Raw genomic sequence first — 13,679 nt, 5'->3', positions numbered from 1 at the left:
GAGTTTATGCGGATTTTTGAGGGTGCGGAGTTTCTTCTATTATAGAGAGAGTACGGATCGCGCGGAATGGTTTTGACAAATAAAGGGGGGTGGATTGAGGGCGTTATGCGTGAATCTGGGGATTTATGCGTTTCTGGGAGAGTTTATGGACTTTTTGGAGGCGGTTATGCGCGAATTGGCGGGTTTATGCGTGGGAAATTAATTTATGCGGTTGTGAGTTGATTGCATAAGAAAAACGCTCATTGGGAGCGTTTTTACCGGTTTGGGGATTTCCCTTCATTTAATAGAATATAATGCGCTGCTTTGCGTTCGCCGATGAGCTGCAGGCCGGATTTGGAGAGCAGGCCGCGGGCGACGTTGCGGTTGTTGAGCTGGGTGAAGTAGCGGAATTCACGGTTGGTCATCTTCGGCTGGATGAGCATGAACCAGTCTTGGACGGTTTGGTGGTGCTCGGTTTTTCCGGTGTGGCCGCATGATGGGCAGTTCCACTTTTCCCTCCCCCACTGCATTCCGGGACGTTCGCAGCTCGGGCAGATGACGCCGGGTATGATGTCTTCTGGAGCGATATCGTATAGGTCAGCGAGTGGGAATGGGTTGTAGTCCTTGTGATGTTCGAGTAAGGCGTGCGCCAGGTTGTAGATTGCGTGTCCGTCGAGAATTTGTTCATCAATGGGCAGTGATCGGAAATGGGCAGGTGCTTCGTATGTGAGCATCGTTTTCATTTCAGGCGACGGGTGTTCGATGGCAAGTTCGTTGGTGTGTGCAAATGCAAGGATGCCGTCGATGGGGATTTGGATGCCGCGCTTGTCGAGCCAGTTTTTGAGCAGGTGGATTTTTCGGTCCACTTCGATGTACGGGTTATGCATCGGTTTGCGATCGCCGTTTTGGAAAACTCGTATGAATTGGGTCGGGTTCGCTTTGATGACCGTTTTGTCTTTATGGTTTTTCACTTCGATGACAGTAATGAATGAAGGTGTGATGAGCAGCGAATCGATTTGGAAATAGGCGCCGTCTTGCTGCAGGTAGAGGTCGTGGAGTATGGCGTGCGGATAGGCTGGCTGAAATTCTTTGATGTGGGCGTCGAATTCGAGTTCGCCATTGTAGCCTGATTGGCAGATGAGCAGATTCTTTCGGACGACGTGTTTTTTTTCATGGTTGTTGGGCAGGCGTTTGTTCAGGGAGAGGAGTGCTTTCAGTTCGTTCGGCATTGTCCGTTTTTTGTAGATCATTTTTATCACCTCATGTTTAGTTTAGATGGATTTGCTAGAGAATGGAATGGTTTGGAAAAAGATTGCGTTTTGGTGCGTTTTCTGCGTTTAAAAATGGTTTTTGAGCCAATTTCGGTGTTTAAAAATGGATTTTGCTAGTTTGATTGATAGAGTTTATGCGTGAATGTAGAAGGTTATGCGGAGATTTTTTGGAATATGCGTGAGTTTTTAGGGTTATACGTGAAATTGCGGGGTTATGCGTTTTTGAGGGCGTTTATGCGTGATTGGCGGGATTGATGCATTTTTGGGGGCATTTATGCGTGATTCGGTGATGGCCGTGGCGAATTGGGCATAAAAAGTGCTTTGGCGGTTATGCCAAAGCACTTTGATAGAAAACAAGAAGTTTAACCAATCTCGATCATAAATTGAATCAAGTTATCTGCTTGGATGGTATTGGTTGCGACCTTGTTGCGGCCGACTTTTTGGCATTTTGTACATTGGTGAATCAGTTGGTAGCCTTTTTTTCCGGAATAATCAAGGCCGATCGGTTTCATTAATCCCTTGCATTCACTTGCACGGTCTCCCGGAAAATTGTCCATATGCTTTGAGTACAGACAGACGGGACAATGGTTTCGAAAGCTGCCATTTGTTAGAGGCTCAATCTTTGCGCCGCAATTTTCGCATTGGAATGCGGCGTTTTCTATTCGTCTTTTCATTTGCCATTCCTCCAAGATGTTTTTTCATCTTTGGAGAAAAGGGTTCCGTTTGGTTTTTCCACTGAAGTGGTATCAGGCTTTTAGAGGGAAGTGACCGATTCACCGTCTTGCTCTACAAAACAATTACTTCTAGTTCCTGCTTCACGGAGGCTTTTTCCATCCTCCGATCCGGACCACGATCGGGTTTATGATTTTATCCCGACCACTGTAAGGCGGATTGCTCCACCTTCCACTAGTAGGTGTTCACCTATAATCACTGACTTTGGCATTCGTCCCCTATTTGGCAATGAAAGTGAATAATTTTTGTTTCAAACCATTCACTCCTACTCAAATTGTTTTCTATTCGATTTAATACTATCATTTTTTTGAATCATTCTGCAGCCGGGTGATCTGAAAGTTGACACGAAATTGTTTTATCATCGGTCGTTAAGTTCCTTAATCACCCTCACAGCCTCGTCAATATGATGAACAGGTACAATTTCGATTGCTAACTTTTGTTCGGCCTTTACAGTTTCCGCTTCGTCCCTATTTGCATCCGGAACAATGATATACGGGAAACCATTTTGTTCCGATATGATCATCTTTCCTGCTATTCCGCCCACTTGATTGACATCTCCATTTGGTTCTAACGTTCCCGTGACGCCGATTGGAATTTGGTTATGCAAGCTGCCTTGATGGACCATCGATGAAAGTCCTAACGCTAGTCCAGCACTGTCACCGCTTTGATTTTCTTTATTTAGAAATTCATTAATAGCTACAATATCTTCCCGAATAAAACCTCTTACATTCTCCCCCATTATGTGAAATGGCTCTTTGCTAAATCCTAAAAATCGTTTTATTTCATTTGTTTTACTTTTGTACCTTTCCCGATTTGTAATTTGATGAAAATCAAAAATTTGGATGCCTTCTTTTTCGTAAGTATCCTTTACGATATTTTCCTCTTTCACGTAATAAATATGGTTAAGCCCAATCGCCAAAATGTATATCCCCGAGTTTTGTATAATTTCCTCAGGTTCTCTGTTAACCACTGCAATATAGGTATTGCTCTCAAACTCTATGAGTAGAAATTCATAACCGCAAAAGAGAGTTAATAATGCGATGACCCAATTGACGATAAGGCTCCTAAACTTATCTTTTCGAAAAATAATCAATGGAATTGAAGCAATAATCATGAGAACTAATAATGCCCCTACAAATACATAACTGTTTATATAATCCAAATAATAAGCATTGCCAAGTATGAAATAGATAGGGACTACTATGAAAATGCTATAGACAAATGCTAACAGTTTGGTCGAGCGATCTAGTGATTTATTACGGCTCTTCATATTCATCTTGCTCCTTTTCTCGTAATGCCTATTCTCATTATATTCCAAACTGTATTATTTTTGAATACTTCAACAAATGTAGTAGGAAAAGTGGTGTCGCGGAATTTTACATGTAACTCAATTCACCGGTCGCGCTGAATGGGGTTGACAAATTAAGGGGATGGTTGGAGGGCGTTTATGCGTGAATGGTGGGATTTATGCGTTTCTGAAGCGGTTTATGCGTTTTTCATTTAAAAAACCGCCAGGCTCGGCGGTTATTGGGTGCAGTATTGGTAGATGGCGGCGGTGGCGAGGCAGTCGCCGATTGCGTCGTGGGCGTCGTGTTCGAGTTGGAGGTGCTTCGCCAGGGTGCCAAGTTTGTGGTTTGGCGTTTCCGTGATTACTTTGCGTGCCAGTTTGACAGTGTCGATGACGGTGTATTCGGGAATCTGAATGCCTTCGATATTGTCGAGGGCGTAGAGGAAACCCATGTCGAAGCTGGCGTTATGGGCGATGATAGGCAGGTCGCCGATGAATTCGAGGAGCTCTTCGATTTTGTGTTCGATGATCGGCGCCCATTGGACCATTTCGTTTGTGATGCCCGTGAGCCGGGTGATGGATACCGGTATGTGGCGTTCCGGATTGATGAATGTATTGAGGACTTCGACCCGCTCATGGTTGATGTATTTGAGTGCCCCAATCTGGATGATGCGGTCAGCGCCAGCTCGGAAACCTGTTGTTTCGAAGTCGAGCACGATATAGTCTGTGACGTGCCTGGATGTCGTTTTGTATTTCCTAATCCGGGAAGCGCGGCGGGCCCCCCAGTTTTGGATGTCCGTTTTGGATTGTAGCAGGTCTGCGGCTTTTTGATTCGAGCTCATCTTGGATGCACATCCTTTACTTTTTTCATTGTTTCAATTCTATTACTATATTACACCTTTTTTAAAGTATTAAACTAGATATATCTTTTTGTCTTTGTGTAACGTTTGCAAAGTGGTGCCAAGCATGATATTATTGGCCTACATTTTCGAACGGAGGTTTTTAACAATGGCAACTATCAAAATCCGAATCAAGTTGAATGGGTAATTGAATAGCTTGAGAGGCTCTACTTTTGTGGAGTATTCGGAATAGGTCTGCCTTTTTAAAAATCAATAGTCATGAAAAGAGGGGGATTGCCTTCTCTTTTTATTTTTGCGCTTTTTTGGAGAGCTCCATTTCGACTACTTTCACGTAAGAATGCCAACAATATTTACGTAGACGAGAGGAGTTTTTTTATATGCAAGAAACTGTAGAACCGAAAAAATATGAGTATTTGGCGGATGATCCGAGTGTAAAAGTCATGCCGATCATGCTGTCACTCATCATCGGTGCTTTTTTCGCGATTTTGAATGAAACCTTATTGAATATCGCGCTGATTACGCTAATGGATGAATTTTCAATATCATTGCCGACTGTGCAATGGATGGCGACAGGCTTCATGCTTGTCATGGCAATCGTCATTCCGATTTCCGCATTGCTATTGCAATGGTTCACGACGAGGCAATTGTTTCTTGGAACGATGATTGTCTTTACGGTTGGTACCATTGTCAGTGCCTCCGCGCTGACATTTCCAATACTACTCGTTGGACGGTTGATCCAGGCAGTCGGAACCGGTTTGCTGATGCCTATCATTTTCAATGTGTTCTTATTGATTTTCCCACCGGAACGCCGAGGGAAAGTGATGGGATTGATTGGCCTTGTCATCATGTTTGCGCCAGCTATCGGCCCGACGCTTTCCGGAGTGATCGTTGAATATCTTGGATGGCGTTATTTATTTATCATCGTCATTCCGTTTGCATTGTTTTCGATTGTGTTTGCTTACAAGCATTTAATTAATGTATCGGAAGTGACGAAACCTAAGATTGACGTCATTTCGTTGGTTTTTTCGACGTTGGGCTTCGGTGGAATCGTGTACGGTTTTAGCTCCGTCGGAGAAAGCGCGAATGGATTTGCTAGTGTAAATGTACTGTCCGCCCTGATTGTAGGTGTCATCGGTGTCGTTCTTTTTGTGCTGCGGCAATTGAAGTTGGAGGAGCCGGTCATGGATTTGCGGGTGTTCCGCTACCCGATGTATACGCATGCGGTCCTCATGTTTTTGATCATTATCATGGCGATGTTTGCATCGGAAATCATTTTGCCAATCTATATGCAGGGGCCACTGGCATTAACCGCCGCCACTGCCGGCTTGGTCCTCTTGCCGGGAAGCATTTTGAATGGGGCGATGTCGCCGTTCATGGGCGCCCTGTTTGATAAATTCGGACCGCGCGTCTTGATGATTCCGGCAACGATCGTGTTGAGCGGAACGATGTTCATGATGAGCAGATTGACGGTCGATACGCCTGTTTGGGCCGTTGTCGTCGGGTATATTTTGATCATGCTGACGGTGTCGGCAATCATGATGCCTGCGGAGACGAATGGATTGAACCAGTTGCCGAAGAGGTTGTACCCGCATGGAACCGCGGTCATGTCAACGTTGCAGCCAGTTGGCGGAGCGATTGGCGTTTCTGTTTTCATCAGTATTTTGAATGCAAGGCAGATGAAGTTTTTGGAAGGCTCCGCAAGTCCGCAAGATCCGGTGACAATCGATCTTGCGATGGTGGCCGGCGTTGAGCTCGTCTACTTTATTGCTTTTGCGATGTCGATTGTGGCCGTCATCTTGGCTTTCTTGGTGTATCGTGCGAAGCCGGATGAAGGGGAAGAAACAGCTGAGGAGCAAACTGAATAAGTAGTAAGTGAAAAACCAGCATTTTTGCTGGTTTTTTATTTTTGGGTTGCAAAGTTCGTTTGTTGTGTTGCTGGGGACGGTCGTTGTGTTGCGTGTTAGATTCGTTGCGTTGTGATTGGAGTTCGTTTTGTTGCGTGGCAGGTTGATTGTGTTGTGACGAATTGATTGTGTTGCGGCCAAATGTACGCGGGAGATTTTTTGGGGGATGCCTTCGCAATGCGCGCTGAATGATTTTGACAAATGAAGGGGTTCGTTTGGGGCATTATGCGTAATTATGGGGAGTTATGCGTGAATTGGAGAGTTTATGCGTCGTTGGAAGCGATTATGCGTAAATAAATAAATTTATGCGTGGATAGCGGAATTTATGCGGTTTGTGGTAAACTAACAGCCTTTCCGGAATCCGGAAAGGCTGTTTGGATTTTAGATTTCGATGGCTACGAAGCTGCCGGCGTTATCTGTTTTGAATTTGACTTTACCCTCTTTAACATTAGCATTTTTCTCAACTTCTCTATTGTTGCTGAGGTCAAAGATTTGAACTTTTTTATTGCCAAACACTGACATGATGACATCGATTTTATGATTGATGCTTGTCAGTTGTTGTTTCGTATCACCGATTCCGTTCCAGAACGTGATCGTGTAGATGTCGGAAACGGCGTTGATTACTTCAGATGCACTGCTTCTTGCAATGGAAATCGTCAGGTCGCCGTGCAAGTCTTTGAATACATTTTTATGAAGCGAGAAGACTGCGCCGTCCTTTTGGATGACGACTTCCTTATTCGAATCTGCAAGCGTCCTCAAGACAAACTCGTTCACTTCAATATCCGTTTCCCCTTCAAATGCCGACAAGTCTAGCACGATTTCGCCTGGGGAGCTTGTGATGATTTCTTCCGTAACAATGAAGCTTGTTGCAGGTACTTCAACTTCCGGCTCTTCGACGGCTGTGACTGTTACTGAGACAGTCGCTGTGAAATCGCTATTTGTCACTGTGATTTCTGTTTCACCTGCGCCTGTCGCTGTGATGATGCCGTTCGCGACAGTTGCTACATGTTCATTTGCAGATGTAAACGTTGACGAAGCAGTGGCGTCGTTATCACCTACAAAAGTGCCGTCCGCTTTTGTTGTTGTTTGCGTTACTGTTAATTGATCCGTCTCGCCTTCGAGTAGGGAGATTCGATCTTTATTGACCGCGAAAGTGATTGTGTCAGGTGTTTCTGGCTCTTGCGGTTGCTCCGGTTGCACCGGTGCGCCTGTCACTTCAAGGTAGACGAGTGTGACTTCGCCGTTCGGCATGACGACGCGGACTTGTGTTTTGCCTGGTGCATGTGCTGTGACGAGTCCTCGTTGGACGGTCGCAAGCGTGTTATTAACGACATTGAATTTCGAGTCGACTGTTGCATCACGCTGTGTCGTTCTGCCGTCAGGCGCCACTGTTGTTTCTGTCACTTTCAATTGTTTCTGCTCTCCGACTTCCATTGTCATTTCCGTCGTGCTGAGCGCGTATGTGACGATGTCCTGCGGAAGGGCCTCCACGTTGATGTAGACGTAGATTGTTTCCTTTAGGACGCCTTTCTGGTCTTTCACTTCGATGCGCAATTGTGATTTGCCGGCTTTTTGTCCAGTGACGAGCCCTTTTTTCACGGTTGCGACCGAGTTGTCGATCACTTTGTATGCGCCGAATCCTGTGACATCCCTTTCGGATACGTCGCCTTCAGGTGTGACCGTTGTTTCCGTTACATACACTTGCTCTTGTTGGCCGACACCTATGTTCAGGTGGGTTTGACTCACTGTGTACGTGACGATGTTTTGTAGTTTTTTCGTTACTTCCAAGTAGACGTAGATCGTTTCTTGGCCGTTGATCATGACGCGGACTTGCGTCTTTCCTGCTTTCTTAGCTGTAACGAGCCCTTTTTGGACCGTTGCGTAGGTGTTGTTGACGACGTTATAGCGAAGTTGGCCGGTGACATCCTTTTCGATGACGGTGCCGTCCGGTTTCACTGTCGTTTGTGTGACGTATAGCTGTTCTTGCTGGCCTTCACCAAGAACCATTTGTGTTTTATTGACGGAATACGTGACTGTTTCTTCACCGACCGGCTTGTCAGTTACTTCTACCGCCACTGTTTCCGTGTAATCTTCGTATGTGACTGTGATGTCAGTCGTGCCTTTAGCGACTGCTATGACGTTGCCGTTTTCGACGGTTGCCACTGCCGTGTTTGCAGATGTGAATGCCGCGTCAGCTGTGACGTCTTTCTCTTCCGTCGTTCCATCAGGTTTCGTGATCGTTTCCGTAACGAATAGCTGTTCTTGCTGGCCTGCTTCGAGCACCAGATTTGTTTTATTGACAGCATATGTTACTGTATCTTCCACTTCAGCTGCAATTTCAATTGTGACCGTTGCAGTGAATTCTTTGTATGTGACTGTGATGTCAGTCGTACCGGCAGACACTGCTGTGATATTGCCGTTTTCGACAGTTGCGATTGTTTCATCCGCTGAAGTGAATGTCGCGTCAGCCGTGACATCCTTCTCTTCTGTCGTTCCGTCCGCTTTGGTCGTCGTTTCGGTTACTGTCAATTGCTCCGATGCGCCGACTTCAAGCGTAAGTGATTCATGGTTCAACGCATATTCCACTTCATCGTCCACTTGGTCGCCTGCGTTGTAGATGATCGCTTCAGCTTTATTGCCCGCCGCGTCTTCGTACTTCACTTTGACCGAGTTGTCTTTTTTGTTCAGTTCTGGAAGATCAAATGTGAATGTGCCGTCCTGCTCAAGTTTGATCGGGCCGGATGCAACGACTTCATCTTCCTTCACCACCTCATAGGATGCTTTCAGTTTCGTATTGATGTCGTAGCCAAGGCCATACCAAACCAATTCCTCTTGGTATTGAATATAGGCATCGTCGATTTGACCGGTTGCAGTTGTGCCTTCAATTGCCCCTTCGATCGTGCCTGCCTCGGATTTGACGACGACTGGTCCGACGTAGTCACCGATGACGCCGGAAGCTGACAATGCTGTGAAGTCGATCGTGTAGAGACCGTCCGGAATCATTGTTGGAGGTGTGCCGTCCCATGGTCTGTATTGTCCTCCAATCCTCAGCTGGTAGGACCCTGCACCTAGTGAATCGGAAGCATGCAAGTAGCCGATGTAGCCGTCTTCATAGACACCGCCTTCAGGGTCCATGATGTCCCAAAGTTCAACATAGTTCGTTGCGACGTCGCCCGTGATTGTAAAGTAGAGCATCGCTTCGTCTTTCACGCCGTCGCCATTGAAGCTCAAGTCTGTTTCTGTAATGCGCATGTTTTGAACTTCAGTTGCCGCTTCCCCGCCGAATTCGGCTGCGAATGGCAATGAAGCGGTTGTGCTTCCGCCTTCGATATTGATGTATCCGAGAATTTCATCGCCGGACTTTGTGCTTGCAGCGGATGCTGTCAATGTGACGTTGAGCAGTTGCTCGCCGGATAACGTGAATGTCGGCTTGTCGATTGTGACAGTTGCGTCACCAAATCCTTTCGTCACTTGTACAGAAGCATTGTACGTGCCGCCATTGCCGTTTTCGTTTTTCACGAGAATTTGCTTTGTAACCGAGATGTCGTTCGTTAAATCTTGAGGACCGAATGTCACAGTCCCTTTTTTGTTTTCGACGGACACGCCATCATTGCTTGCGGTGTCGATTGCGTATGCAAGGATTTCAGGATGCGCTGCTTGGTATGCTTGTACGCGGCCTGCCCCTTGTGCGAATACGTCGTACTTGCCAGTGTCAAGGACCTTGGCTGTGTTGGAAAGCGCGACTTTTACGTCGAAGGCGTCCCAATTCGGATTCGCTTGTTTTACTAGCGCCGCGATTCCCGCAATATGTGGTGTGGCCATGGAAGTACCTGTTTTACGTGCGTATGCTTGTTCGTAGGTGGCTTCCGGGAAGTCTGCTTTGTACATCGGGATTGTGGACATGATGTTCGTTCCCGGTGCTGTAACGTCAGGTTTGATGTCGAAGTTCGGTGTGGACGGTCCGCGTGAGCTGGAGTCGTTCACTTCGTCGCCAGAAGTATAGACAAAGTTATCTACATCGAATGTGATTTTTCCTTCTCCGTTATTCAAACCATCCAAGATTGCCTTCCCAGCATTGTAAGACATGTTGAAGGAAGGGATTGACACATCGAAAACATCGCCACTACCTACATTTGACATAGGATTATCGTTTCCATCCGCATGGTCTTTTGTATTGTAGATAATAATCGCTTTGGCGCCTTTTTCGGTAGCAAATTGTATTTTTTCCAAAAACGCAATTTCTCCACGGGAAACGTGGACAACTTTTCCTGTGATGTCTAACTGATCGTAGTCGGATTCTTTACCGACACCAGGAATTGCGATAATATCCAATTCACCAGACAATTCTTGTTTAAGATTTTTTCCAATTGGCGTGAAGAAGAATTTCACATTGTTGGAGAATTCGAATTCGCCGTTTGACATTTCGAAATTGACAGTCGACAGTTCCGGGTTGGTCGTGTTGCCGACTGCGATGCCGAGGCGGGCTGTGCTTGGTGTGCCCATCGTGCCGCGGTTCGGTCCGGAGTTTCCTGTTGCGACAACTGAGATCGTGCCTGCAAGCATGGCGTTGTTGATGGCGAAGGAGCCAGCATCCGTTTCTGTGTTGGAGCCACCGCCAAGTGATAGGTTGATGACGTCCATGCCTTCTTGGACTGCTGTGTCGATTGCTGCGATGATGCCTGATGTGGATCCGCTGCCGTATGCGCCGAGTACGCGGTATGCGTAGAGGTCGACTTTCGGTGCGATTCCTTTGATGCCATATTCATTGTTGCCGATTGCGGCGATTGTGCCCGCTACGTGTGTGCCGTGGGACGTGTAGAATGAGCTTCCTCTGTCATTGAATTCCGGCCTGTGTGACGGTCGTTCCACCGGTGATGTTTCGGAAGCGTCGTCATCGGCACGTGGGCGTGCGTAGTCGTTGCCTGTGTGCGGAACGAAGTTTTTTCCGCCTTTGTAGATACCTTGGAAGTCTGGGTGATCGGCGTCGATGCCTGTGTCGAGGACGGCTACTTTGATGCCTTGTCCTTCAAGGCCTTCTGCCCAGAGTGCTTCGATTCCGAGGAAGCCGATGCTTGTGTCCATGGCAGGTCCGACTTGATTGTCTTTTGCTTTCTCTTCAAGTTTTGATTCGGAAGGCGCCGGTTTTTTCAGGCCGTTCAGTTTGGAAGAGCTTTTGGATTTGTCGAGTTCGAGTGCGTAAACAGTGGTGTCCGGTTCGACGAGTTTGACGCCGTTCACTTCAAGAAGTTTTGGCAGGTCGTCGGCTTTTACAGTTCCTGACATTCCGTTGAGGACGGTGTCATAGGAGAAGCCTTGGTTGAACTGAATGCCTTTGATGACCATCTCTTTTTTCGCGGCGGCTTGCTGATTGCGCACTTTTTGTTTCGTTTGCTGTGCTTCTGCGCTAGAGAATGGTTTTCCGTTCAGTTTTTGGATTCCCTGTTGGAGTCCGACTGATTTTTCGGATAAGTGAATGATGACAGGGACTTGTTGATTCCCTGTTACGTTTTGAAGCTCTTCATGCAGTTTCGCTTCGCCCCCGAGCAGGTTGAGCTGTTCGGCGATTGCGGCTTTTCGCTCCATGACGCTTTCGTTTTGAAGGTTTTCTTTGAAGGCTTTTGTTGCTTGTACTGTTTTTTCAGCTGTTTCAGCAGTGCCAGCCAAATCGGCGGAATCCGTGTTGGCGGATGCCGAGAATGGCGTGAGCAAGGAAAGCACAAGGATGATTGCCAAGAATGTGCTGAACAGCTTGGTGAAGTTATGTTTCTTCAAAATACCTATCCCCCCTTAGTAGTTTGGTAGATTGATGCCATTTCAAGATATCATAGTGCGATTTGTTTGAAAATACCGATTGGTGTGGTTAATGATGATATTTCTGAAAAATCGTTCAAAGGATATGGGTGATTCTGGATGCGGGTAGTTCCGAAGATTTATGGGTGAAGCTGGAAATATGAGTATTTGGCTAAGTCGACTGCTTGGGTGTTTGGATATGCAATTTTGACAGGTTGCTGGTGATGTTTTGGATCGTGCGATTCATTGTTGGGTGGATTATGCGTGAATGTTGACGTTTATGCGTAAGTGGCAGCAGTTATGCGTGCATTTGCCGATTTATGCGTTTCTGACGACGGTTATGCGTGATTGTGACGATTTATGCGTCGAGTTTGCGATTTATGCGTAGTTGTAGCGATTTATGCGTGTTTCGCGGTGTTTATGCGTAATTGGTTTTGCCTGTTGCGCTGAATGCTTTTGACCAATTAACGGTTTGATTCAGAGCAACGGGTCTTGGAGGAAGTTCTGGATGATGTGATTGTCGGGTTCGTACGTCTTGAAGGTGTAGCCTTCTTTTTGCAGCCATTCTATGATTCTTGGAAGGGCGATGGTAGTCTGGCTGCGGTCGTGCAGAAGGATGATGATGTCCTTGTCGCCAGATTTTGCAGCTTTTGTGACGCCGTCCTGGACGTTTTTTATAATTTGGGAGGTTTGTTTGTCCGTGTAGCGCCAGTCATTGGAGTCGACGTCCCAGTCCCACATATAAAGTCCGTGATCGATGAGGCTTTTTTGCATGCTCGGTGTGACGAGCGGCTTGCTGCCGTACGGGACGCGCACGAGATTCGCGGACTTCCCTGTCACTTGCTCAAGAAGTTGTGCGGCACCAGTCATTTCGGCAATGAATGATTCGGTCGAGCTGTAGACGAGTGCCTTGTCGTGCGTCATGCTGTGTGATCCGACGTAATGACCGCTTTTCGATACGGTTTTGACGATGGATTCGTTGTGCTTTATTTGATTGCCGAGGAAGAAGAATGTGGCAGGCACTTTGTATGTTTCAAGTGTTGCATGATTGATCAATGTGAATTGATTCGGTCCGTCGTCGAATGTCAAATAGACATTCGCTTTTTTAGAGGCGGATATCTGGTGCTTCTTTGCAGCATGTTCCTTGATTATCTCCTCAAATGCTTCATTGCTTATATGATTAAATTCGTCGCGATAGATGCGGATTGTATGGTGTTGCTGGAAGTATTCGAATTGGAACCCGGTTTCGCGAGCGATATATTTCACACTAATGAACAGCTCGCCGTCAATGGAGGAGATTGGAGCCCATGGCTGATCCACCCCGTCCAAGACGGTCGCCCCTGTTGTATGATCGAATATGATTACTTTTCCGCGTTTTTGGATGATCGTTTTCCCGTCCTTCGTTTCGACGGGCAAATAGAGGTATTTCGCGATGTCTTTAAGAGGCACTTTCGTGTCACCGTCAATGACACGGATATCCTCGATCGGCAGGATGCGGTCATGCAGCCCGATGTACCGTTTTCCGTTTTCTGCCGCTTCTGCCTTCCCCGTTCCTGTGAATAAAAAGCAAATGATTGCGATGCAACTGATCCAAGTCCATTTCTTCATTCGTTCTCCCCGTCTCCTCCCGATTTTTTTCGATTTCTCCACTATATTGAAAGCGGGACAGGTCTAGAAGCAGAAACTTTTTCGGGAGCGCTGAAATATGTTATGTACGGGGCGAATCTCTCTCGTGCCATGCTCTTTTGACTAGCTAAGACATTTTACCGATCAGGTTGAAGGTCACAAATCGAGCAAAACAAGGCCCGACTCGCGCAAAACTCTCCCTTGCTGATTTATCAAAGGCATGTAGCGC

At 46.6% G+C, this 13,679-nt stretch carries 7 protein-coding genes; 1 reads left to right on the top strand and 6 read right to left on the bottom strand.

Annotation, left to right across the window (positions count from 1 at the left end; genetic code table 11):
- Positions 1 to 254: 254 nt before the first annotated feature.
- From AWV70_RS11375 to AWV70_RS11360, 4 genes are all read right to left on the bottom strand, one after another.
- Positions 255 to 1,229: a nuclease-related domain-containing protein gene (locus tag AWV70_RS11375; protein WP_060207140.1), complete on the bottom strand. Its 975-nt coding sequence runs from the start codon at positions 1,227 to 1,229 to the stop codon at positions 255 to 257.
- A gap of 383 nt (positions 1,230 to 1,612) precedes the next feature.
- The gene (locus AWV70_RS11370) at positions 1,613 to 1,924 is read right to left on the bottom strand and encodes an RNHCP domain-containing protein (protein WP_060207137.1); all 312 of its coding nucleotides are present in this window, start codon (positions 1,922 to 1,924) and stop codon (positions 1,613 to 1,615) included.
- Positions 1,925 to 2,340: 416 nt separating this feature from the next.
- Positions 2,341 to 3,258, bottom strand: coding sequence for a S16 family serine protease (locus tag AWV70_RS11365; RefSeq protein ID WP_082713578.1), 918 nt, complete (start codon positions 3,256 to 3,258; stop codon positions 2,341 to 2,343).
- A gap of 248 nt (positions 3,259 to 3,506) precedes the next feature.
- The gene (locus AWV70_RS11360; RefSeq protein ID WP_060207133.1) at positions 3,507 to 4,112 is read right to left on the bottom strand and encodes a 3'-5' exonuclease; all 606 of its coding nucleotides are present in this window, start codon (positions 4,110 to 4,112) and stop codon (positions 3,507 to 3,509) included.
- A gap of 458 nt (positions 4,113 to 4,570) precedes the next feature.
- Between AWV70_RS11360 and AWV70_RS11355 the strand changes: the two genes are divergently transcribed.
- Entirely contained in the window at positions 4,571 to 5,995 is a 1,425-nt protein-coding gene (locus tag AWV70_RS11355) for an MDR family MFS transporter (RefSeq protein ID WP_060207205.1), read from the top strand.
- Positions 5,996 to 6,415: 420 nt separating this feature from the next.
- Here AWV70_RS11355 and AWV70_RS25200 read toward each other — a convergent pair whose 3' ends face one another.
- Both AWV70_RS25200 and AWV70_RS11345 read right to left on the bottom strand, forming a co-directional pair.
- Complete coding sequence (locus AWV70_RS25200) at positions 6,416 to 11,806, bottom strand: S8 family serine peptidase (protein ID WP_082713576.1); 5,391 nt, start codon at positions 11,804 to 11,806, stop codon at positions 6,416 to 6,418.
- A gap of 495 nt (positions 11,807 to 12,301) precedes the next feature.
- On the bottom strand, positions 12,302 to 13,432 hold the full coding sequence (locus tag AWV70_RS11345; protein ID WP_060207131.1) for a polysaccharide deacetylase family protein: 1,131 nt from the start codon (positions 13,430 to 13,432) through the stop codon (positions 12,302 to 12,304).
- Positions 13,433 to 13,679: the final 247 nt, after the last annotated feature.

This window comes from Sporosarcina koreensis, assembly GCF_001531445.1.
In the GTDB taxonomy this organism is placed as follows: Bacteria; Bacillota; Bacilli; order Bacillales_A; family Planococcaceae; genus Sporosarcina; species Sporosarcina koreensis_C.
Note: the sequence above shows the minus strand (reverse complement) of the source record. Positions and strands in the feature narration are given on the sequence as shown.

Bases quoted from the DNA above. Each gene is read 5' to 3' on its own strand.
- AWV70_RS11360 (WP_060207133.1), bottom strand. From the start codon at position 4,112: ATGAGCTCGAATCAAAAAGCCGCAGACCTGCTACAATCCAAAACGGAC.
- AWV70_RS11355 (WP_060207205.1), top strand. From the start codon at position 4,571: ATGCCGATCATGCTGTCACTCATCATCGGTGCTTTTTTCGCGATTTTG.
- AWV70_RS11345 (WP_060207131.1), bottom strand. From the start codon at position 13,432: ATGAAGAAATGGACTTGGATCAGTTGCATCGCAATCATTTGCTTTTTA.
- AWV70_RS11375 (WP_060207140.1), bottom strand. From the start codon at position 1,229: ATGATCTACAAAAAACGGACAATGCCGAACGAACTGAAAGCACTCCTC.
- AWV70_RS11370 (WP_060207137.1), bottom strand. From the start codon at position 1,924: ATGAAAAGACGAATAGAAAACGCCGCATTCCAATGCGAAAATTGCGGC.
- AWV70_RS11365 (WP_082713578.1), bottom strand. From the start codon at position 3,258: ATGAATATGAAGAGCCGTAATAAATCACTAGATCGCTCGACCAAACTG.